Source organism: Flavobacterium sp. Arc2 (assembly GCF_041431385.1).
Classification (GTDB): domain Bacteria; phylum Bacteroidota; class Bacteroidia; order Flavobacteriales; family Flavobacteriaceae; genus Flavobacterium.
Window position 1 is genome coordinate 66,264 of sequence record NZ_JASMRH010000007.1, and the last position, 22,172, is coordinate 88,435.

Here is a 22,172-nt window from a genome sequence, read left to right on the forward strand (position 1 = left end):
AAATATGATATATGAAAAATTTAATTTTAATTGTAGCTTTTTTTCTAATAAATAGTAATCTCTTTGCACATGAAGGTGGACATGGAGTCTCACTAAAAACATGGAAAGTAACTTCTACAAATGAACAAATAAGTGCAGACTTTATAAAATATGAAAATAATAAAGTTTGGCTTCTGGACGGCAATCATAATATTAAAGCCTATCTCATTTCAGACTTTTCTAATGAAGACCAAAAATATATCCAGACTAGAACCGAATTAATTTATTCTTTGAATAATACACAAAACACAGACTTGGATACAATTTCATATTCAAAATGGGCACTGATACTTTTAGGTTCTATCCTGCTGTTACTCTCCATTATTCAATTGATTAAACTAAAAAAAATAATTCATTTATCGTATGGTTTTATTGGTGCTTGCTTGATTTTATTCGTTTCGTGCAAAAATGGTAGTTCCATTAAAACGACCACTCTAAACGTTCCTTCAAATAATGTTTCCTTGATGCAATCTTTTTTTGAAAAATTTGAGGGAGTTACAACTCATTCAGATAATAACTATCTATATATTTCATCCAATGGTTTGCCTAATCATGAGATGATGGTAGGAATAACAAATTGGCAACAACAAGTGCCAATTAATCAAAACTATACTGGCGAAAATAGTTGGGCAATACCGTTGCATCCAAAAATGGCTGCAAATCCGCTATCTACAAAAACCAATTTACTCAAAGGTGCCATTGCAGTTGCTGTAAATGGAATCCCGATTTTTAACCCTTTAAATAACAGAGGTGAAGATGCAAATGCCATTGGTGAATTAGACAAATGGGGCGGACATTGTGGCCGCGCGGATGACTATCATTATCATTTGCCTCCTGTGCATTTACAAAAACAAGTTGGAGCAGGAAATCCCATTGCTTATGCTGTCGATGGCTTTCCAGTATATGGTGAAACAACTGAAAAATTAGATGAATATTTAGGTAAAATGAATGCTAATGGTTCTTATGAGTACCACACTATTAAAGAGTATCCTTATTTTATTGCTGGCATGAGAGGTGAAGTGAACTTAGACCCAAATACAAAAGCTCCTGAAAATCAAGTTTTACCACAACCAAGAACACATGAACTTAGACCTGCCTTAAGACCTTTAAGAGGAGCTGAAATAACTGATTTCAAATCCTTAGGTACTAATTCGTATGCTTTAACTTACCGCTTAAATTCGGAGGATTACATCATAAAATATAAATGGGACAGCTCAAACAATTATACCTATGAATTTATAAATCCAAATGGTACCTCAACAATTGAAAACTACAAACCCAGAAAATAATGAGAATATTAAAATTTATAGGACCACTTTTAATCCTCTCTGTTTTTTCTTGTAAAAATAATAGGACAGATTTGACTAAAGTAAATCATGATGATTTCAAAACCATACATCCTAATTTCACTCTATCTAGTACTGCGGTAGATCATGGCATTTTATTAGATGCTTTTAAATGTGAAGAGAAGGTAAATGGTGTAGAAAATTCAATACCATTATCTTGGAAAAATGTTCCCGAAGGCACAAAATCGCTAGCTGTTGTCATGTATCATTATCCTAAAAAAGACGATAAAACTGAAATAAATTCTTATTTACTGTTATGGAATATTAGTCCGGAAATTACTGAGATTCCGTACAAAATGGCAAAAAGCGGTACTTGGTATATGGGCGCTAACAAAGACGGCAATGCTATATCCTATACTTCTCCGTGTTCACAAGGAAAAGGCAAACACACCTATATTATTGCGCTTTATGCCTTAGCCGAAACGCCTAGTTCTTTACCTACGCATCACTCTGTAGAGGTTGATTACAATGTATTTATGAACGCTATTGGTAAAACAAAAATTATTGACAGAACAACTTTGACATTTATAGATACTAAATAATTTACGATATGAAAAATATACAAAAGATAACTCCAGTACTTATTTTGGCGCTTCTTTCTCTTGCTGCTTGCAAGAATGGAACGAAAGCAGTTCAAACGAATATAGAACAATATAAAGGTACGGCAAATGTATCTCAAGGACCTGCTGAAATACTAACAAAAAACATATTTGAATGTGATCGTGGTCGTAAAGCACCTATTGGAAAAGCTACGGCACTTGATGGTAGCGTTTGGACTGTTCCGGCAGAAGTGAATTTTTCGAATACTGATTTTCCATTTGCATCTGATTTATACAATCCTTGTACTAAAGTGGAATTTAAGTCAGCTGATGAAGCACTAAAAGCTTTGGACGGATCAGACATAGTTGAAATTGATGCTGATGGAGAAATCATAACCGCTTTTGTATTTGCCGATAACTATTTTGAAATGTACATTAATGGTACTCCAGTAGGAAAAGATAATGTACCTTTTACAGAATTTAATTCTAACATTGTCCGTTTTAAGGTAAAAAAACCTTTTACAATTGCCATGAAATTAGTCGATTGGGAAGAAAATAGTGGTTTAGGTTCTGAGAATAATAGGGGAAAAGCATTTCATCCAGGTGATGGTGGAATGGTTGCGGTTTTTAAAGATGCTAAAAATGAAATCATTGCCACAACTAATTCAAATTGGAAAGCACAAACATTCTATACGGCTCCTCTAAAAGATTTATCTTGTGCTACTGAAAAAGGGACTTTAAGATTAAGCGAAAATTGTAATACAGAAGATTCTGATGATGGAACAACTTATTATGCTTTACATTGGAAAACACCTTCAGATTGGCAAACTGCAGCATTTGATGACAGCGAATGGCCTAATGCGACAGAATTTTCAAATCAAACTATAGGAGTTGATAATAAACCTTCGTATACTAATTTTACTGATATTTTTGATACTACTGCAAATGATGCTAAGTTTATTTGGTCAACTAATGTAATATTAGATAATGAAGTAATTGTTAGATATACAGTGAAATAAAAATAGAAAACAACGTAAATTATGAGCAACTTAAAAATTAGCTGTGTTATTGTAGATGATGAACCCATGGCTCTTAATTTAGTCGAAAGTTATGTTGATAAAACCCCTTTTTTAGTGCTTAAAAAAAAGTGCAGTAGTGCTATTGAAGCGCTGGAGTTTTTAAAAACAACTCCAGTAGATTTATTGTTTTTAGATATTCAAATGCCTGATTTGTCAGGGATTGAATTTTCTAAAATGCTACCTAAAGAAACCCGCATAATTTTCACCACTGCTTTTGATCAATATGCATTAGAAGGATTTAAAGTAGAGGCTTTAGATTATTTATTAAAACCGTTTGATTATGCTGAATTTTTAGCTGCATCGAATAAAGCCAATACTTGGTTTGAACTCGTAAAGGGAAAACAGCACAATGATCTTCCAGTAGAAAAAGAATTTCTATTCGTAAAATCTGAATACAAACAATTGCGGATTAAATTAGCAGATGTCCTTTATTTTGAAGGTCTTAAAGATTACATAAAGATATGGTTAAAAGATAATCCAAAACCTATATTAACACTTATGAGTTTAAAATCTTTGCAAGAAGAATTACCTGAAACTCAATTTATGAGAGTGCATCGTTCTTTTATTGTGGCTCTAAAAAATATTGAGGTTGTTGAGCGTAGTCAAATCGTAATAAATAATCAACGTATTACAATTGCAGATCAATATAAGAGTAAGTTTTTAGACTTTATAAATTCAAATTCCCTAAATATATAATCTTTCATACTTTTTAGTTTATGGTATTCATGTAAAGCGATTTACAGTAGTTTACTAGAGTATAAATTTAATGAAGGTTCAACTTCTTTTAATAAAAAATTATAGATGAAATTGTTCCGTAAGTAAGAAGGAATTTAATCGCCTTAGGAAAGTTCAAGTCGTATCTGGTTTATGCTTTAGGCGAAATAGTGCTTATTGTAATTGGTATATCAATCGCATGGAAAATAAATGAGTTAAATGATATTCGAAAAAATAACATAGTACAAAAGAAAATCTACGCTAATTTAAACGAGGAATTGCATACAAACTTGCGTTTACTAGATGGTTTAATTGATGAGTACCCTCAAAAAATAACTTATTTAGAAAACACTTTAAATTATGTTGGTAAAAATCCAAGTGAAATAACACAGGGAGCAAAAGACACCATTATCAATTTATTTGATAAAGATGTGAATCTATTAGACAATTCAATAAATTCGATTGTTAGTACTACGAAATTCGAATTTATCGAAAAAAACGATTTAAAAGATTTGATTATTTTGTACCCAAATAAAATTTTGCTGTATAAAGAACAAAATGAGAAAATACAAGCCATAGTTACTAATCGGATTAAGCCTGTTTTAGTAAATTATATCTCATTAGCAGATAAGTTCCCTGATGGAAAATTAAAATATGAAAGAATAAAAAAAATGGGAACTAAATCTGATTATATAGGTTTACTTGCCAATAAAGAATACCAAAATAGTATTATTGATCGCATATTACAAACCCAAATTCAATTAAATAACGTCAAAACCTTACGTGGTAAAACCAGTACATTAATCACTAAATTAAAGCTGGAATTGGATTAGTGTATTTTAAAAACTTCAAAAATTTAAATATCTTCAAAAAATAATCTCTAATCAATTTAGCATCTAAGAAGCGCATGATGGTTTAGGAATGGCTCAACTCTAAATCACGGGGTTTGTAATAATAGAAATAGGGTGTAAGTATCAGTATAGTAATATGTTGAGGTTTTTTTGTAAGGATTTTTTAAACGTTCTTATTGACATTGATTATAGCGCTATAAAAAGGAATGGCAAGTATACGAGCGACACAAATTTTAAAATAAAATTTTAAGCTTTACATCTTGGTTCTTTCAACCTGTATTTGCCCATTATTTAAAATCTACCCGATATAAGATATTATCCAGTCTTCTATTGTGGTGTTTACTATATACCGTCAAGTTAGTTGTGTCTAGAATTTTTGTGAGTGATATTAAACTTTTGTTCGTGAGTATGCATAAAAAAACCGTTACAATACTGCAACGGTTTTTAAAATAAGAAGTTAAAACCTTATTTTGGCATAACCACGGTATCAATTGCATGAATAACTCCATTTGAAGCAGCTACATCAGCAAGAACCACTGTTGCAGTTCCACCATTTGCATCTGTCAACATCACTTTTCCGTCCTTCAAGCTTAGAACAATAGTCCCTCCTTGAACAGTTGTAACACTGTATTTTCCATTATTTTTGTTAATTGCATCAATTACTGTTGCAGCGTCAAATTTTCCTGCTACAACATGATACGTCAACACTGCTTTCAGCTTATCTACATTTTCTGGTTTCAGTAAGCCTTCTACGGTCCCTGCTGGTAGTTTTGCAAATGCAGCGTCATTTGGTGCAAAAACTGTAAATGGACCTTCTCCGCTTAATGTTTCTACTAATCCTGCTGCTTTTACTGCTGTTACAAGCGTCGAGAAATCTGCATTTGCAGCTGCTACACCTACAATGTTTGGTGTTTCAACAACTACAGGCGTGTCCATTGCTACTGAAGTTGAATCAACAACCTCTACAGACTCAGCTTCTTTTTTTTGACCACAAGAAGCAGTGATTACTCCCACTAATACGAATGCACTAATTGTTTTTGCTAATTTCATAGTTACTTTTTTTAGTTTAAAATTAATTAAGATATTCAAAGATAAGCATTTATACTATTTGTTCATTATTTTTAACAATTAATTAAACAAAACGTAAAATTAAAAGAGAGTAAGTAATGCTTTTTTTCTTGTATTATTACTATAAACTTACTTTAAGCCAAAATCTATCAATTTAATATACGTAGAGGTATCTCTGCTTTTTCTTGCTTCATTTCTATTTTTAGCGATTTTTTTATTAGGAGGTATAGATAGAAACTTAGTTATTTCATAAAATCCTGTTACGGGTAATTTTATAGGATTGAGGTATGGATTAAAGTTGCCAATTAGCTAATCGGCACCAGTATTAATAGTGCTCTTAAAATCTAATTGCTTTTCAATCTATTATTTGATATAACGATCGTATTTTTTAATTTATCTTTTTTGAGCGTATTTTAATTTCTCGAAATTCGAAGGAAATTCATTAGTTACTTCTAATTTATTAGATGTTACTGTTGGTTTAATTTTGATGACTTTGGTCTCTGTGTCGATATTTACGTCGTGTTCACTTTTCATATTTACAACATCCACATGAACAACTTTAAAATGGTGTTGTCCTTTTTTAACGTTAATAATTACATATTCAGTAGGTCTTATTTGTCCTAACGCTTTATTATCAATCCAAATATTTAATCTTGCTGTATTATCTAATTTATGCATAAGAGTTGCACCATTATAGATTAGAATATTTCCATCACCTAATTTGTCTAATTCAACTTTTGCTAAATCAGTTTTAATAAAAGTATATTCTGACGCTATTGGTTGTAAAGCACAAGAAGCCATTGCTAGAAATAATGTAAAGCCAATTACTAATTTAATTTTTTTCATAGGAGTTAATTTGATTAATTGATTTTTCAGGTTGTTTTGAAATAATAAATAAAGTTTGGCCGCTTCGCTATCTACAAGGAATCCTGACTATGTATTTTCTATTGCACTTATTCTTGCTTGTGCTATTGCAATTTGACTAAAGCCTTTTGTATAGCGCTAATGATGTTCGACTAAACCTTCATTACTGTATTGTCTCAAACACAGTACTTTTGTAAAAATAATTAAAAACCATTTACACTGATGAAAAAAAACAAAACTTTAATTCCTTATGTGTCATTTTAGTACACCTACATAGAGTTGCAAGTAAGATAGTTATGTTTATAAATCCGAAGTGGTAGTTTAACTAAGTATTCATTGTTTAGTGCGTTAGCTATCGTGAGGGTGTTGGTTTTTCAAGTCCAAAGACTATTAAGCTGTTGGCATTAGTTTTTATTTGGTTTTTACTATTCTAAACCTAAAGCTATCATTTCTTATAACACGAGGGAAATGGTACCTTTTTAATCTTCTGCAATAAAAGTTCCAAGTTGTTTTGTAATCTCGTTTGATATTTTCAATTTATTTTTCGATTTTAAAATGGGGTATAATTTATAAAGAAGTCTGATAAATACCAGATTTCTTTAAAAAGCTAATATAGAACTGAAATTATATAAATCGTTTAACAGATGCAGGTTGTGCGTAAGGGATAGAAGTGGAAATCCTTTTTTAATTTATGAAGCGACGAGCGGAATAAAGAAAAAAGATTGCAACAAATAGCCCGACCGCGCTGCAACGGAGTGGAAGTGAGGTTACGCCCAAAAGAACAAGAAATAAAAAATCCGACTGGCATACACCAATCGGATTCTGTGGTAACTTTCCACAAGCAGCAACGGCTTCTATAAGTACTTAATTGCTGCGGGCTGCCATTAATCGTTTATTCTAATTAACCGCTGTTTGTTTACATAAGTTTCCCCTCAGCAAAAAGTCTTCTAATCTCTTTTTTGTCAAATTTACCAACGCTTGTTTTTGGCACTTCAGCTAAATATACATAATCTTTAGGGATTTGATATTTTACAAACTCCCTTGCTAAAAACTCAATTAATTCTTCGTCTGAGACTCTGTCTTCTGGATTTATCAAGACGATAGAGGCCAAAGGTTTTTCTACCCATTTTTCGTCTGGTATTGCAATAACCGCAGCTTCTTTAATTTTAACATGTGACATTAATGCCGATTCTAGGGCAACACTTGAAATCCATTCGCCACCACTTTTTATAAGGTCTTTTGTACGGTCTTTAATTTCCATATAACCATCTGCATCGATTGTACTGACATCACCTGTTTTAAACCAACCATCGTCAGTAAAACCATCGAGATTATTCGTTTTAAAATAGGAATTGATAACCCATGCCCCTTTTATTTGTAATTCTCCCATAGTCTTACCGTCTGCGGGAGCCAAAGTGCCTTCGTCGGTCATAATCCTTATTTCCACACCTGGAAATGCAGTACCTTGTTTGGCACGAATGTCCAGCTTTTCGTTTTCTGAAAGTTGAGCATGCTTTGGTTGTAATCTGGAAACGGTACCTAAGGGAGATGTTTCTGTCATTCCCCATGCTTGAACTCCTTTTATCCCAAAATCTTTTTCGAAACCTTCAATGAGACTTTTAGGTAGGGCAGAACCTCCTACAATATATTCTTGAAGTGCCAGCTTTTCTATTGGTGGTTTTTCCTTCATGGCATGATAAACCCCTAACCAGATCGTAGGTACTCCGTTTGCTTTAGTAACTTTCTCTTCTTCTAGAATTTTAATAATAGCTTCTGGATTTAAATTAGAAGACGGTAACACCATATTTGACCCAGACAAGAGACATAAATATGGAAATCCCCAAGCCATAACATGAAATTGGGGTACCACTAATAAAATGGTGTCTTGGCTACTGTAATTTCCCGCATTAGGTGATATAATGTTAGAAGCATGTAAATACGTAGATCTGTGGGAATATAAAACTCCCTTAGGCAAACCAGTTGTTCCGCTGGTGTAACACATTCCGCTAGCATCATTTTCGTTTAACGTGGGCCATTCATATTCTTCTGATTGTTCTGCAAGTAAATCTTCATAGTGTATTGTGTTTTGTAAAGAGGTTTTAAAATCTTTAGAGGCGTTTATTAAGACATAACATTCTACAGTTTCAAGTAGGGGAGCAATTTTTTCTAGTAGCGGAACTAAAGTAGCATCCACAAAAATGACTCTGTCTTCAGAATTGTTGATTATAAATTCTGTTTGATGGCTGGTTAATCTAATATTTATAGGATGACAAATCGCTCCAATACCTGAAATACCATAGTATAATTCTACATGAGGAGCATGATTCCATGCAAAAGTACCTACCATGTCGCCTTTATTGATTCCTAATTTTTGAGTTAATGCATTGGCTAACTTTTTACATCGTTTATACATATCACCAAAGCGATACTCCTGTCGTGTTCCATCAGGTAAATAAGTTATTATTATTTTTTGATGATAGACGCTATTTCCATATTCAAGAATAGTTGTAGTTGTGAGTGGATAATTCATTATTAAGCCTTCCATACTAAAAATTTTAATTGTTCATTTGATTTTATTCGCTTAATCGGTGCAGGAAATTCAATTTATTTCTTTTTTAGAAGATATTGAACTTCTATAGGAATACACTCCTCAAAACCACTTTTTTAAGCCTTAGCTAATATATAGCTATTTTATTGAAAATCATTACGAAACGATGATTTCATACTAGGTTTTTTATGAATAACGGAGAGTAATAGGGATAGTTATTTGGGCACGTAGTTGAGATTTAAAAGACATGTTAAATTGAAAAACAGTAAAAGTTTTAAATAGTAAACAAGGGCTATAAATTAATTGTAATTAAGATTCTATTTTGGGAGGGAAAATATAGGGGTAACAAATAGAGTAGTGGTACTGCAATCTTTAATTTTTAAGTATAGATTTTGTTAGGAGCAGGTCTTATTCGATTTCAATTTCATTAAAGAGAATCCATCGCTTTAAATTGCCTACAACTCTTTTTAAATGGTCTTCATTTAAAAATATATTTGTCCAATAATCATATCTGTCACATTGCATGCTGATATAGTAAGTCATAATTGCTAAACAAGCGAGAGGTAGAAGTCGTTTTTCCTCCTTATTAATTTCGGTTACAGTTTCGTAACCTTCAAGAAAACTTTCTGCTTTTATTTTGTAATCATTCTCATTTAAATTTGTTGAGAATAGTTGAAATAGAAAGTAGGAAATGTCTAAACACAGCCAACCATTACCACAGAAATCAAAGTCAAAAAGGGTTACTTTATCGTCTTCATTAAAGTGCATATTATCAAACCATACGTCTAGGTGGACGGCTCCAAATCGTATTTTTTCCTTATCTACATTGTTAAATTCCTTTTGAAGAAAATCAGCCATTTTTTCTAAAAATACCGTATCGTTAGTTTCTTTCTTAAAAAATTGACGTGTTCGTTTAACGGAATCTATTAGTAAAACTTTATTGTCGTAAGTTACTCTTTTTAAGGTGAATTTTTCTGTCGATTTATGTACTTTTGCCAAAGTTTGACCAATAAAAAAACTGGTTTCAGCTGCAAATATTGCTGTTTTTGTACCTTCTGCAAACGAAAATAAGACACCAAATCTTTTCCCCTCTGGTGCGTTTAACTCTTGAATGTATTCCTTTAAATTATCAGCTAGGGGGAAGGAAATAGGTGCTTTATTTTCATTCAAATGGATGAGAAGTCTTAGTTCCTCAGCTACTTCATTTTTTGTCCTCCAATCAAAAGTGTAGACACGAAAAACATATTTTTCGCCACAATCAGTAACGATGTAAACGTGGTTCATTCCTGCTCTGAAAAGTTTACATTCCGTATTTTTGCTTAAATTATATTTTTGCTGTAATAGTTCCCCCAGTTTAGTTGCTGAAAGTGTTGAGTTTGTAACTGGAAATTCATTTGTCATGTATTCTTTTTTTTGGTATTTTTTTGCTTAATTTTTTTAGCTATTGCCAAAAAGGGGAAATCAAAAGTGCGTTCGAAATTTAAAAATAGAAAACGAGAATAGGAAATCACTCATTGCCGTTGTTGGGCGTTTGATTTTTTATTAATTGCATTATTTCAGTATGTACTTTGAATGTTTTTTTGAAATCATCTAAACTATTACCCGTGTTTTCCAAAATGATTAAGTTCATATTAGTTTGAGGATAAAAATAACAAGCAGAAACAAAACCTGGAGCATAACCAAAAGCACCAATTTCCAAATTTTGTTCACCATCTTTAAAGAGGAGTCCATATCCATATTCAATTGTATCAAAAACAGGATGGATACGGGTGGCATATTTAGTTTTCATTAATTCCAACGTCTCTTTTTTGACTAGTTTTCCAGAGTATAAAAGTTGGTTCCATTTATTTAAATCGGCAACGTTAGAAATAAAAGCCCCTGCTGCTACAAAATTAGACAAACTATTGGGCGTAGATTCTAAAACACCACTTTCACTTTCTTCATATCCTTTTACCAAGTGTTTATATTTTTTATAATCAGGATGGAAGGTGTTTTTTAATCCATATTCGCTAAAGAATTCAGTTGTTAGTTTTTTGAATGTTTTAGCAGTTACTTTTTCAAGAATGCATGCAAGTAGTTCATAACCTAATTGTGAATAATGAAATTGTGAACCTGGTTTAAATTCTAATGGCTTATCTAAAGCTACAATTCCATGAGTATGCGTTAGCAATTGATGAATAGTTATTTCCTTTGACCAAGGTTCTTTAATATCGATTAGATAGTGATTGATTTTGTCTTCAAGCCCAATTTTTCCCTTTTCATATTCTCTCAATATTAATACAGCAGTTATTTGTTTGCTTATTGAGCCAATGACAAATTGATCATTGATCGTAAGCGGCGTTTTTTTCTCTAAATCACAATAACCAGTAGCCATGGAGTATATCGCAGTAGAATCCTTCGTCAAAAGGACAACTCCATTAAAGCTAGTATTCTCAATAATGGAATCGATCTTTGAAGGTAAATCAGCATATTTTTTGGTTTGTCCAAATACGTGACAAGAAGTTAAAAAAGCAATTACTAAAATTAGAATACTAAATTTCATTAAATTGTATCTGGGTTTAAATGACGGCTCACGGTTTAGAATGTGAAAATTACGTTTTTTAAAGCGCAACTTTCTACCATTTAATTTAGGTGCTAAAAATATTCTTTTTTATTTAATTCAGCACTCTTTTTTTACCATGTATCGTCTGACGTATTTTTAAATATCCAACTTAACCACAGTTCTTCCTTTTAATTTCCCTTTAAGCATTAAATCAATTTTTTCCTGTAATTCATTTAAAGTTATCTCAGTACAAGTTTCGGTTAACCTATCAATTTTCCACTCATTTGATAATTTACTCCACACTTTCTCTCGATAGGTCATGGGATAATTTTGAGAGTCAATACCTATTAACGATATTCCTCTTAAAATGAAAGGAAACACAGTTAAATCAAGTTTTGGAGAGGCTACGTTACCACAGCAAGTAACCACGCCCATTGGACTAATGGATTTTATAATATTTTCGAGGATAACTCCACCCACAGTATCAATAGCTCCGGCAAAAGCGGGTTTTAACAGTGGTCTTTTTTCTGTTTCTTCAAAATCTTGTCGCATAATAACTTCGTCTGCTCCAATTTTTATTAAATAGTCACGTTCTGTTTCTTTGCCTGTTATTGCAGCGGTTTTATAGCCTAGCTTTTTTAAAATAGCGATACTTAAAGACCCCACGCCACCAGTAGCACCAGAAACAACTATTGGTCCATCTTCAGGTTTAACGTTTTCACTTAGTCGCAATACTGAAATACCCGCTGTTAACCCTGCTGTTCCAATAATCATTGCTTCTTTCATGCTTAGGTTTTCAGGTAGCTTTACAGCCCAGTCTTCAGGTACTTTGATATACTCTGCAAATCCTCCATCGGTATTCATTCCTAAATCATAACTGGTTACAATAACATTATCCTTGACATGAAACTTATTCGACTCTGAAGAAACAATCGTTCCTACAGCATCAATTCCTGGAGTATGAGGATAATTTCTGGTTACGCCTTTATTTCCGCTTGCAGATAAAGCATCTTTATAGTTCAAAGAGCTGTAGTGTACTCTGATAAGTACTTCGCCTTGAGCTAGTGACGTAAATGGCATTTCTTTAATTGTAGAAATGTAGTTTCCCTCATTTTCTTCCACTCTAAAAGCTTTGTATGTTGATTTAGTTTCCATAGTTGATATCTTATATGATTTGATTACTTTTGTTACAAATTTCGATAAAAATATACTGATATACAATAGCTTACAATTTGTTTCCCTACGAACATTTTGTGCTGTTTTGTGTGTTTACTAGGTATTCAAAGCAAAAAAAATGAAAAAAAGTTATTGTCCCATTGATACTTTTATAAATTCAATTAAAGGAAAAAGAAAAGGCACTATCATTTTGCATCTTTTTCGCGGCACTAAAAGATACAGTGAGTTAGTAAGGCTAATGCCAGATATTAGCGAGCGTATGATGACTAAACAACTGAAGGAGTTAGAACAAGATAGTTTGATTCATAGGGAAGTATTCCCTGAAGTTCCGCCCAGAGTAGAGTATAGTTTAACAGAATTAGGGAAAGAAATTCATCCTGTTTTAAAAGGAATGTATAAGGGAGGGCTGCTTTTTGAAAATCTTATTGATAGAGTCGAAAGTTAATTAGTTATCGGCTTTTATTTTACGATATACGGTACAAAATACGTATGGTATTCGCCCAGCAGCGACAGCAACAGGAGTTTTGCCGCGCTGTGCCTCGAAGTTCTATTTCAACTCTATTTTATCAATCATTAGTTTAAATTTTTCTGCTTTTTTATTTCCTATCAAGAAAGCTATTTCGTTAATAGTACCTTCGTGAAAATTGGGCTGATCAAGTATCTTCCCCCTGAAAGAAGGGTACATATCTTTTAGTGGAATTTCTAATTCTTGCCATTCTCCTGAGGAAGAAAATGGCGCTATGTAGGAATAATAATCTCCAGAATTAGATTTTATCCTAAACTGATAATTTTTACCATCGCCTTTAAGTTTAATACTAATGGTCGTGTAGTCTTTTACTATTATTTTGGGAAATCGATAACGTAAAGAAGAGAATCCTCCATTGTTATCCAATGATATATTGCCTTCAAATACACCAAAACCATCTGCATTTAATTTGAAAGTACTGGCTGACTCGCCTCCCATCACGACATCATCAACAATCATCCAGTCTTGAATATTTGAATTTTTGTTAAAATCAAAAATTACTTTTGGGGCCATTATAGAAAATAAAAGTATCATATAAATTAAGTGTTTCATAATAATTCCGCTTTTACTGTTTGCAAACGTTACATGTCAACTGCATAAGCCGTAGTTAGTTTTGTTTAAGCTAAGTTAAGCATTTTTGTCAAGAAAAAAATAGAATCCTTATTGTGCAAAAAGGGTACTAATTGTTTCTTCCTCAGCTACCAAGTGTAAATTATTTTATAGCTTTTTTGTAACCAACTTCTTGTTGGATTTAGTAATCTTACTAATACCTGTTTGTATTATCAATCAAATATAAGATGAGTAAAATGCTTATTGAAAGAATAATTATTGTTATTGAAAAAACAAGTTTTGAAGATGCCTCAAATGCCTCATTATTCAACTGTTTTTCTGTTTGTTTAAATTTTATGTATGCTAATAATAAGACGACTGCTCCTACAGCAACTAACAATATTCCTATCATGGAAGAATAACCGTTTTGCGGTGGAAGTTTAGCCGTATTACCGAGTAGAAGGGAAATTTGTTTAATGAATAAAGAAAATTTCACAACTACAAAACCAAAAGCCATAATCCCGATACTGGTTCTTATCCACGCTAAAAGAGTCCGTTCATTTGCTAGGTGCTCTCTTGCATTTTGTTGTTTAATTATTTCAGTAACTAAATTTTTGTCCTTGTTTTGTAACTCTCCCATTTCTCGTTTTTATTTAGCATCGATAACAAATAATGGTTTTGTAGAATGTCTCATTATTTTTTCAGTAACACTACCCATTAATAAATGTGATAGTCCAGTTCTAACATGTGTCCCCAAACAATTATATCTGCTTCCCACTCTTCAGCTACTTTTAATATTATTTGGTTTGCCTTTTTCTACAAAATTCCATGCTTCATAGTCTTTAAATACCTTGTCAATAAGCATTTGCTGACTTTTGTATAGAATCTCCTAACTATCGAGGAGTTATACCGACATTGATCATAAGATCTGTTGTGTCAACAACGCTTATTCGTGCAATCTCTGCATTTAGTTGTTGTGCAAGTTGCAAACCCATTGAAGCAACTTTTTTAGAAGTTGGTCCATCATCTAGTGCAATTAGTATTTTTTTCATGTTGTTATCGTCTTTGATTGCCGCTAATGGTCTAACTTATGGCAGAATTGGAATTAATAGCCAATTATTTTACTACTGTTACGCATTTTACTGAAAGCTCAGGATTTCACTTATAAGCAATGTTAAAGTCAGTTACCGCTCTTTTTTTCAATTTAGTAATTGCAGAATTCATTTCAGAATAAATCTACCTTATTCTATGAACAAAGGTCTTCAAGTGCGTACATTAGCCTGTTTTGAGAACCTGTTTGAGAACCAAATATTGATCGATATAAAACTCCTTCACTCGTAATCAAAATCCATTGAGGAGTCCCCTCTGAATTGAATTGGTCGTATACTTTATGTCCACTGTCTAAATAAATAGGGAAGGGGATTTCATCTTTTGTAAAAATGCTTTTTATATCATTTTCTGTAACCTGATTTGTACCAAAATTTGTATGAATGCCTATCACTTGAAGATTGTCATATTCTTGTTGATATTGATAAGCCAATGGAATAGCTCTTCCTGTGCAGCCTAAACATTGATTATTATAGATTATGATTAATAATGGTTTACCTTTTAATTTTTTAATCAAATCAATTTCATTCAAATCAAATTCTTGCACCTTTATCGATTCAATATTCGCAGTTTTGTTTGAGTTTTCCTTAACCATTATAGTTGCTTTTTTACTACTATATGAATTTCATGTAGTTTGTCTTTCAAAGTTAATCAAATTTATCTTTTCCAAATAAATTACGACAGTTGTTTCTGATTTTTTATTGACTCCGATATCGTTCGCCTTTAAAGATTTTTGAAAACGTTTTTTTGCGTTACGAAGAAATTGAAGTTACTCTTTTCAATGTATTATTATGATAGAATAATATCTTTCTCTTTTTTAATTCACAATACTTGAAAAAAATATGATTATTAGTAAATATAGAAAATCAGCTTTACGATTTTCAGATAAAATAATTTTTACGAGAACGGGAATTAGCTTGGTTCGCAGACTTTTATTCTTTTGTGAATTATTTTTAATAGGGCATTAATTTCAAATGGTTTTGTTACGAAATCATTCATACCAGCATTTAAACATTCTGATAATTCTTTTTCACCAACATTAGCGGTTAAAGCAATAATAGGAATATTTTTTTTGTTTTCGTCGGTTAGACTTCTAACCTGCGTGGTTGCAGTAATACCGTCCATTACGGGCATAATTACATCCATTAGCACAATGTCGTATTCATTGTCTTTTATTAAGTTTAATGCTTCTAAGCCATTATAAGCAGTAGTAATTTGGCTGTTTTTCAATTTGTTTTTTAACTGCTTTTCTAAAACTAATAAATTGATTTTATTGTCATCAACTATCAGCATTTTTATACTCGTGTTGTGAAAAATATTTTCAACATTTTCTAAATTTGCACCGTTGTTTTCTACAATAGGTAATGGAATAGTAATGTTAAATGTCGTACCCTGATTTTGTTTTGATTTATACGAAATAGTTCCTTTCATTAAATCAATTAGGCCTTTTGAAATGGTTAAACCAAGACCAACGCTATTTTTGGATGTGTTTGAAGTAGCATATTTTTGAAATATCTTTTCGCCTAAATCTTTATCTATTCCTTTGCCAGTATCAGAGATTGTAATTTGAAGTTGAAATTCATCTTTATTATCCGCATTATGATTTCCATTTACATGCATTGTTACTATTCCAGCTGTGGTATATTCAATCGCATTGTTTAGAAGATTTAAAACGATTTGATTGATTCTGTTTTTATCACCATAAACAGTATTAGGAATGTTTTTATCGATTTGGATTTTAAACTCTAATCCCTTCTCTAAGGCTAATCTTTCATTCATTTTAAACAACGAATTTAGAGAGGTTGTTAAGTTGAACTCTGAGTACTGCAAAGAGAAAACCCCGTCGTGTAGTTTGGTAAAATCCAATATGTTGTTTACCAATGCTAATAAATGATTGGTGGAATAATCCATCAGTTCTAAAAGATTACAATCTTCTTCACAATCTATATTATTTTTTAAAATATCTGAAATTCCTTTTATGGCATTTAAAGGAGTTCTAATTTCATGACTCATTATGGCAAAAAATGATTCTTTATTGATTTGTAATTTTTTCAATTCAATTCGAGATTCTTCTAATTCAATATTTTTAGCTTTTAGATCTTTAATTATATCAGCAACTAACTTTGTTCTTGCTTTTAATAACACAACCAAATAGAGTGTTATCATTATTACAATAAAATTTAACAAGCTATCATGATTATCTTTTTCATAATACATTTCATTACCATAGTCAAATCCAAAAAAATCAAAATAGACAGTAGTTGTAATGATCAATAAAATGAGTACGCTAAAAAAAATCATTAACTTATTATAGCGAAGTAGTATTAGTAAAACAATTGGAGTTAAGTAAGTTATAAGTAAAAAATCATAAGACTTCCCATATAGTATAAAAGTAAATGTATAATATGCTGTTATTGTAGAAATAGCAATTAATGACTTTTGTGGAAAACTAAATCTCTTTGAAATTGAAAAATAAAACAAAAGTAAAATAATAGGAATGGTTCCCCAAGCCATATAGGTCAATTTTAGATAAAATAGAAATATCATCACAAGTAAAAACTGTACTGTGAAAAAATTAAAACTAAAATTGTCAATTTTACTTAATTTACTTATGCTTTTAAGACTAGTAGGAGGTCTCTTTTTATCCATTTGTAATAGTTAAATAATATATTTAGTAGTTTTTTTTTAATATTTCCCTAGTATTTTCAGCATAAACAGAGTTAAACTTAGCTATACTTTAAATCCAGGTATTATAAAATCTACTTTTATCATGAATAAAAGTAGTAAAAAAATTATTACAAAATATCGAAGGAGCTTTTTATTTATTGACTATTTATTCCGCTAAATTTCATTTGTTCTACTACTGCTTTGACCTATTATTGTCTTCTTGTATCCTTTATCAGTTTAATTTGCCGATAAATGAGTTGGTATTTCTATGGCTAAACTAATCTATGATGGTGTTAGTTGAACGTATTTTTTTAAAAGAAAGTAGTACTGATTAGAAGTTTGTTGTAGTGTAATGGATAGAAGTGGAAATACTTTTTTCTTTTATCGAACTGTAGCGCAATAAAAAAAAGATTGTTGCAAATACCCCGATGCCGCTAAAACGGCTAGTCAATTGTCTAGCCGTTTTAGCGGGGATAAGCCATTATTATTTTTGTTTGTAGAGGAACGATTTTAAATATAGTTGTTCTTAAAGAAGTTTAGGAAAAACTAAACGTTATCAAGAGATTGAAACAAGTTAAGCACATGCTAGCAGTCAGACATGTTCACCGCTACGGCGAGTCCGCCTTCAGAAGTCTCTTTGTATTTATTGTTCATGTCCTTTGCCGTTTCCCACATGGTGTTAACTACTTTGTCTAAGGGAACTTTGGCATGTTTTGGGTCGGTTTCTAGCGCTAGTTCAGCAGCATGGATTGCCTTGATCGCGCCCATGGTATTGCGTTCGATACAAGGGATTTGCACTAAACCACCTATAGGGTCACAGGTTAATCCCAGATGGTGTTCCATGGCAATCTCAGCAGCCATTAAAACCTGTTCTGGGGTTCCGCCCATCAACTCGCACAATGCTGCCGCAGCCATAGAAGACGAAACGCCTATCTCTGCCTGACATCCTCCCATTGCGGCTGATATCGTTGATCCTTTCTTGAAAATACTGCCTATTTCACCAGCAACCAACAAGAATTGCTTGATTTCTTTTTCACCAGCTTGATGGTTTTCAATCACCAGATAATACATTAATACGGACGGAATTACTCCGGCGCTACCATTTGTGGGTGCGGTTACGATGCGGCCCAAAGCAGCATTAACTTCATTTACCGCCAAAGCAAAACAGCTTACCCATTTCAGGATTTGGCGAAATTTCACTTCGGTGAGTCTTATTTGTTCCAGCCACGTTTGTGGATCGATGTAATTTGATAACCCAATTAAATTTTGATGCATGTCAAAAGCCCTACGACGAACATTTAAGCCGCCAGGAAGGATTCCCTCTGTATGGCAACCTATATACATACACTCTAACATGGTGTTCCAGATTCGCATTAACTCGAGGTCGATTACTTCTGGCGTACGCATGGATTTCTCGTTCTCATAAACGATTTCAGAGATTTTCTTATTTTCAGTTTTACAGTAGCCTAAAATGTCGACTGCTTTATCTGTAGGGAATGGAAAAGCACATTTTATTTCTATTTTTTTCTTAGCATTCACTCGTTCTTCTTTAACCACAAATCCACCACCGATGGAGTAGAAAGTCGCTACATATTCTTTTCCGTTAGCCAGAAAAGCGGTAAATTTCATTCCGTTAGAATGAAAAGGTAGAAACTCTTTATTGAAAACGATATCTTCTGAAAAGGAGAAAGAAATTAAGAATTCATTCCCTAAATTGATTTGGTTTTTGTCTTTGATGGACTTTATAATTCCATCAATATTTTCTACAGCAATGTATTCTGGATCCTGACCACTTAAGCCAAGCATAACCGCTAAATCAGTAGCGTGACCAATTCCGGTTAAGGATAAGGAGCCGTATAAATCTGTTTTTACTCTAACGACAGACTGAATTAGATTTTTCTTTCTCAGTTCTTCAAGAAAGCGTTCTCCTGCACGCCATGGTCCAAGGGTATGGGAACTAGATGGGCCAACACCAATTTTTAGCATGTCAAAGACAGAGATACATTCTTCCATAAATAAAGTAGTTTATGCCACAAATATAATCGAAATTAGCAATGATTTACTCCAAAAGCCAACTAATGTTAGCTATATGATGGCATTTGGCTTTATAATTTAATTATTCTGCAATGAAAAGTAGGATTGTAATTGTTATTGAAATTATAATTCGCTTATAAACAGTGATTCGACGCTATAAATCGAGTAGGGCAGTATAAATTGAAATGGAACTGTTTTATAAATTACTAAAACGGATACCCAATGGCTAGATTAAAAACTAGATTATCGTTTCGCCAAGAACTATTTCCAAGACTTACTTTATCCAGTACCCAACGGTCACCTTCTGGCAAATATGGTTTGCGTATGGGAAAAGCAAGATCGGTTCTTAGTACCAGAAAAGAAAAGTCAAATCGCAATCCAGCACCTACACCCACGGCAAGTTCGTTTAAGAAATCTTTAGAGAACTTTGCACCAGGTTTATCGGGGTTGTCTTTAAGTAACCAAATGTTTCCAGCATCTACAAACAAGGCTCCTTTTACAAAATCATATATTTTAGCTCGGTATTCCGTACTCAATTCCAGTTTTAAATCCCCAGATTGATCGGCGAGAAATGCATTAGTAGTTGCTGTACCATCAAAACTTCCCGGACCTATAGATCTCGCGCGAAAAGCTCTTATACTATTGGTTCCACCGTTAAAGAACTGTTTTATAAAAGGCATTTCATTTGAATTTCCATATGCAAATCCTGCTCCCGCGATAATCCTGCTAGCCAATTGTTTTTCGCCACCTAATTTTAAATAATGTCTGAACTCACTCTCTACTTTAACGAATTGACTAAAGGGTACACTGAAGACTTTTATAGTGTCTTTTTTTTTCAAATTAGCTCCAGTAGCAAGTCCAGTAATATTTCCTGATAAATCCACACCTCCCTTATAATAGAATGTATGTTTTCTTCTTTTTTCGATGGTATTTGTATACGTATAGGAATAGGTAGGGCCAAAAATCAATTGCTTTTCGATTACTTTTCCAAGGGAAGCATTGGCATCAATTTGCTCTTGGTATAGTGGTGTCACGTTTTGCGGACTAGCATATGTAATTTCAGTAATATTGAACTGATGTTCTTTACGTTCATTTTCTTTCCATAAATACCCAAACGAACCTTTAAATGTTTGTAGCGAATACAGTTTGGTTCTATTTTGGAACTCATATCCTAAGGTCGCTTTTGTCTTTGGAACAAAACCGCTAGAGGACAAAAAGTGGAATGGCGATATAATTCTGGGCCAAACTAAATTAGCCTCAGTCCCAAAACGGTATACATTAAAGCCGTTGTTTACACCTGAAACTTGGACTTCTAATCCACCAAATGCAGAAATAGTTAGTAATTCAGCTCCTTTAAACACATTTCTATTGCTCCAGTTCACATTGAGTTCTGTACCCGTATAATTAGCCGAATTGGTTTTGGCCAATACTTCCAAACCAATCGATTTTTTAGGCAAAGGAGTGAGGTAGTAATACGCATCTAGATAATTCCCGATCGTGTCAGCGACTTTAAATTCATTTTTAACAAACTTAAACGTACCTAAATTGACCAATCGGTTTAGGGATAAATTGTGATTGGTACGGTTGTAAAAATCATCTTTTTTAAAATATAAGGTACGATCAAAAATACGAGGTTTAAACAAATTTTCGTCATCGATAATCGTCATGTCATTGTGTTTCAATGCCGAAGCCGAAGCGGTAACGGTGCTATCCATATTAATGGAATAATTAGGATATACGATGATATCATTGATTCGGTATTGCGTTTGCGATTGCTCTGGAGTTTTGTCTTTTACCTTGACAATTAAATCGACTTGATGGTCTGCAACCGTACTGTCTACTTGAACTTTAAGATAGTCAGAATTGAAATAGTAGAATCCCTTTTCTTTAAGGCGTGCATCGATGCGTAACCGTTCTTCTTTAATGGTACTGAGACTATAACCCTGATCTTTTTTAAGCAAAGTTCTTCTTTTAGTTTTACTTATCGCAGTCGATAGGACTGTAGAATCTTGGGGGAATTGAACTTCTCTAATGCGGTATTGTTTGTTGGGAATTACGTTATATACGGCATTTACTGTTTTACCGTGGCGTGTGGAATAAGCTGTGGATTTGGTGTTGAAGTAGCCGTTGTTTTCGGCATGGTTTTGTAAAACCAATTTGTTGTATTCTAAATCTACTTTACTGTAGTAAACAGGCGCTTCGCCTACTTTGGTTTTTAGCCAATAGCGAAATCCTTTTTGCTTTTTTGGAGTACCAGCAAGTTTATAAATAAATAATTTGGGTCTTTGACCCAAAAACGAACCATTAGGTTTTGGTCTGACAATAGCTTCAAATTCGGCTTTCAAAGCCTTACGTTCCTTTTTTGGCGTTGCATCACCTTCGACTTTTATTTTAGCTCCCGTGTACAATAGTTCACCGTCAGGTAAATTTTTTGTACCACTGCAAGCAGCAATAAGCAATAGCGTAAAAAGAAGATATAGTATGGAATTCTTATTCATCAGACTGCTGTTTGGAATGTTCTTT

At 32.8% G+C, this 22,172-nt stretch carries 20 protein-coding genes; 6 read left to right on the forward strand and 14 right to left on the reverse strand.

Translation table 11 applies throughout. From position 1 onward, the window contains the following. Window positions 1-11 precede the first annotated feature (11 nt). The 5 genes from QO182_RS06320 (at window position 12) to QO182_RS06340 (ending at window position 4,550) form a co-directional block, all read left to right on the forward strand. Entirely contained in the window at window positions 12-1,328 is a 1,317-nt protein-coding gene (locus tag QO182_RS06320; protein ID WP_371560547.1) for a YHYH protein, read from the forward strand. After that, a complete protein-coding gene (locus QO182_RS06325; protein WP_371560549.1) occupies window positions 1,328-1,927 on the forward strand; it encodes a YbhB/YbcL family Raf kinase inhibitor-like protein in 600 nt (199 codons plus the stop codon). The genes QO182_RS06320 and QO182_RS06325 overlap by 1 nt, the downstream gene beginning before the upstream one ends. Window positions 1,928-1,935: 8 nt before the next feature. Next, window positions 1,936-2,943, forward strand: a complete 1,008-nt coding sequence (locus QO182_RS06330) for a hypothetical protein (protein WP_371560551.1) — start codon at window positions 1,936-1,938, stop codon at window positions 2,941-2,943. 21 nt (window positions 2,944-2,964) lie between these two features. Then, complete coding sequence (locus QO182_RS06335) at window positions 2,965-3,699, forward strand: LytR/AlgR family response regulator transcription factor (RefSeq protein WP_371560553.1); 735 nt, start codon at window positions 2,965-2,967, stop codon at window positions 3,697-3,699. Window positions 3,700-3,887: 188 nt separating this feature from the next. Beyond that, window positions 3,888-4,550, forward strand: a complete 663-nt coding sequence (locus QO182_RS06340) for a hypothetical protein (RefSeq protein ID WP_371560555.1) — start codon at window positions 3,888-3,890, stop codon at window positions 4,548-4,550. A gap of 483 nt (window positions 4,551-5,033) precedes the next feature. Here QO182_RS06340 and QO182_RS06345 read toward each other — a convergent pair whose 3' ends face one another. The 6 genes from QO182_RS06345 to QO182_RS06370 form a co-directional block, all read right to left on the reverse strand. Next, complete coding sequence (locus tag QO182_RS06345; RefSeq protein ID WP_371537180.1) at window positions 5,034-5,618, reverse strand: fasciclin domain-containing protein; 585 nt, start codon at window positions 5,616-5,618, stop codon at window positions 5,034-5,036. A gap of 411 nt (window positions 5,619-6,029) precedes the next feature. Beyond that, window positions 6,030-6,482, reverse strand: coding sequence for a hypothetical protein (locus QO182_RS06350; RefSeq protein WP_371560557.1), 453 nt, complete (start codon window positions 6,480-6,482; stop codon window positions 6,030-6,032). 934 nt (window positions 6,483-7,416) lie between these two features. Further along, a complete protein-coding gene (locus QO182_RS06355; protein ID WP_371560559.1) occupies window positions 7,417-9,045 on the reverse strand; it encodes a long-chain fatty acid--CoA ligase in 1,629 nt (542 codons plus the stop codon). A 411-nt stretch (window positions 9,046-9,456) separates the two neighbouring features. Then, a complete protein-coding gene (locus QO182_RS06360; RefSeq protein WP_371560561.1) occupies window positions 9,457-10,449 on the reverse strand; it encodes a phosphotransferase enzyme family protein in 993 nt (330 codons plus the stop codon). A gap of 106 nt (window positions 10,450-10,555) precedes the next feature. After that, complete coding sequence (locus QO182_RS06365) at window positions 10,556-11,590, reverse strand: serine hydrolase domain-containing protein (protein ID WP_371560563.1); 1,035 nt, start codon at window positions 11,588-11,590, stop codon at window positions 10,556-10,558. A 156-nt stretch (window positions 11,591-11,746) separates the two neighbouring features. After that, the gene (locus QO182_RS06370; protein WP_371560565.1) at window positions 11,747-12,745 is read right to left on the reverse strand and encodes a YhdH/YhfP family quinone oxidoreductase; all 999 of its coding nucleotides are present in this window, start codon (window positions 12,743-12,745) and stop codon (window positions 11,747-11,749) included. A gap of 139 nt (window positions 12,746-12,884) precedes the next feature. Between QO182_RS06370 and QO182_RS06375 the strand changes: the two genes are divergently transcribed. Next, window positions 12,885-13,211 carry a winged helix-turn-helix transcriptional regulator gene (locus tag QO182_RS06375; RefSeq protein WP_371537165.1) on the forward strand — a complete coding sequence of 109 codons (327 nt, stop codon included), beginning with the start codon at window positions 12,885-12,887 and terminating at the stop codon, window positions 13,209-13,211. A gap of 102 nt (window positions 13,212-13,313) precedes the next feature. On the opposite strand, the gene QO182_RS06380 is transcribed toward QO182_RS06375, so the two are convergent. The 8 genes from QO182_RS06380 to QO182_RS06415 form a co-directional block, all read right to left on the reverse strand. Then, the gene (locus QO182_RS06380) at window positions 13,314-13,844 is read right to left on the reverse strand and encodes a CIA30 family protein (RefSeq protein WP_371537163.1); all 531 of its coding nucleotides are present in this window, start codon (window positions 13,842-13,844) and stop codon (window positions 13,314-13,316) included. Window positions 13,845-14,055: 211 nt separating this feature from the next. Continuing rightward, entirely contained in the window at window positions 14,056-14,481 is a 426-nt protein-coding gene (locus tag QO182_RS06385; protein WP_371560567.1) for a YidH family protein, read from the reverse strand. Between the two features lie 9 nt (window positions 14,482-14,490). Then, window positions 14,491-14,559 carry a hypothetical protein gene (locus QO182_RS06390; protein ID WP_371537391.1) on the reverse strand — a complete coding sequence of 23 codons (69 nt, stop codon included), beginning with the start codon at window positions 14,557-14,559 and terminating at the stop codon, window positions 14,491-14,493. Between the two features lie 175 nt (window positions 14,560-14,734). Beyond that, on the reverse strand, window positions 14,735-14,893 hold the full coding sequence (locus QO182_RS06395) for a universal stress protein (protein WP_371560568.1): 159 nt from the start codon (window positions 14,891-14,893) through the stop codon (window positions 14,735-14,737). A gap of 194 nt (window positions 14,894-15,087) precedes the next feature. Next, window positions 15,088-15,543: a TlpA family protein disulfide reductase gene (locus tag QO182_RS06400; protein WP_371560570.1), complete on the reverse strand. Its 456-nt coding sequence runs from the start codon at window positions 15,541-15,543 to the stop codon at window positions 15,088-15,090. A 317-nt stretch (window positions 15,544-15,860) separates the two neighbouring features. Continuing rightward, on the reverse strand, window positions 15,861-17,597 hold the full coding sequence (locus tag QO182_RS06405; protein ID WP_371560572.1) for a response regulator: 1,737 nt from the start codon (window positions 17,595-17,597) through the stop codon (window positions 15,861-15,863). Between the two features lie 603 nt (window positions 17,598-18,200). Further along, window positions 18,201-19,628, reverse strand: a complete 1,428-nt coding sequence (locus QO182_RS06410) for an L-serine ammonia-lyase (RefSeq protein ID WP_371560574.1) — start codon at window positions 19,626-19,628, stop codon at window positions 18,201-18,203. 227 nt (window positions 19,629-19,855) lie between these two features. Further along, complete coding sequence (locus QO182_RS06415) at window positions 19,856-22,147, reverse strand: BamA/TamA family outer membrane protein (RefSeq protein ID WP_371560576.1); 2,292 nt, start codon at window positions 22,145-22,147, stop codon at window positions 19,856-19,858. Between the last annotated feature and the right edge of the window lie 25 nt (window positions 22,148-22,172).

What these genes read in the sequence shown, in the direction of transcription:
- QO182_RS06370 (WP_371560565.1), bottom strand. Translation starts at nt 12,745, where the DNA reads ATGGAAACTAAATCAACATACAAAGCTTTTAGAGTGGAAGAAAATGAG.
- QO182_RS06395 (WP_371560568.1), bottom strand. Translation starts at nt 14,893, where the DNA reads ATGAAAAAAATACTAATTGCACTAGATGATGGACCAACTTCTAAAAAA.
- QO182_RS06400 (WP_371560570.1), bottom strand. Translation starts at nt 15,543, where the DNA reads ATGGTTAAGGAAAACTCAAACAAAACTGCGAATATTGAATCGATAAAG.
- QO182_RS06355 (WP_371560559.1), bottom strand. Translation starts at nt 9,045, where the DNA reads ATGGAAGGCTTAATAATGAATTATCCACTCACAACTACAACTATTCTT.
- QO182_RS06335 (WP_371560553.1), top strand. Translation starts at nt 2,965, where the DNA reads ATGAGCAACTTAAAAATTAGCTGTGTTATTGTAGATGATGAACCCATG.
- QO182_RS06375 (WP_371537165.1), top strand. Translation starts at nt 12,885, where the DNA reads ATGAAAAAAAGTTATTGTCCCATTGATACTTTTATAAATTCAATTAAA.
- QO182_RS06405 (WP_371560572.1), bottom strand. Translation starts at nt 17,597, where the DNA reads ATGGATAAAAAGAGACCTCCTACTAGTCTTAAAAGCATAAGTAAATTA.
- QO182_RS06325 (WP_371560549.1), top strand. Translation starts at nt 1,328, where the DNA reads ATGAGAATATTAAAATTTATAGGACCACTTTTAATCCTCTCTGTTTTT.
- QO182_RS06360 (WP_371560561.1), bottom strand. Translation starts at nt 10,449, where the DNA reads ATGACAAATGAATTTCCAGTTACAAACTCAACACTTTCAGCAACTAAA.
- QO182_RS06385 (WP_371560567.1), bottom strand. Translation starts at nt 14,481, where the DNA reads ATGGGAGAGTTACAAAACAAGGACAAAAATTTAGTTACTGAAATAATT.
- QO182_RS06345 (WP_371537180.1), bottom strand. Translation starts at nt 5,618, where the DNA reads ATGAAATTAGCAAAAACAATTAGTGCATTCGTATTAGTGGGAGTAATC.
- QO182_RS06415 (WP_371560576.1), bottom strand. Translation starts at nt 22,147, where the DNA reads ATGAATAAGAATTCCATACTATATCTTCTTTTTACGCTATTGCTTATT.
- QO182_RS06350 (WP_371560557.1), bottom strand. Translation starts at nt 6,482, where the DNA reads ATGAAAAAAATTAAATTAGTAATTGGCTTTACATTATTTCTAGCAATG.
- QO182_RS06365 (WP_371560563.1), bottom strand. Translation starts at nt 11,590, where the DNA reads ATGAAATTTAGTATTCTAATTTTAGTAATTGCTTTTTTAACTTCTTGT.
- QO182_RS06410 (WP_371560574.1), bottom strand. Translation starts at nt 19,628, where the DNA reads ATGGAAGAATGTATCTCTGTCTTTGACATGCTAAAAATTGGTGTTGGC.
- QO182_RS06380 (WP_371537163.1), bottom strand. Translation starts at nt 13,844, where the DNA reads ATGAAACACTTAATTTATATGATACTTTTATTTTCTATAATGGCCCCA.
- QO182_RS06330 (WP_371560551.1), top strand. Translation starts at nt 1,936, where the DNA reads ATGAAAAATATACAAAAGATAACTCCAGTACTTATTTTGGCGCTTCTT.
- QO182_RS06320 (WP_371560547.1), top strand. Translation starts at nt 12, where the DNA reads ATGAAAAATTTAATTTTAATTGTAGCTTTTTTTCTAATAAATAGTAAT.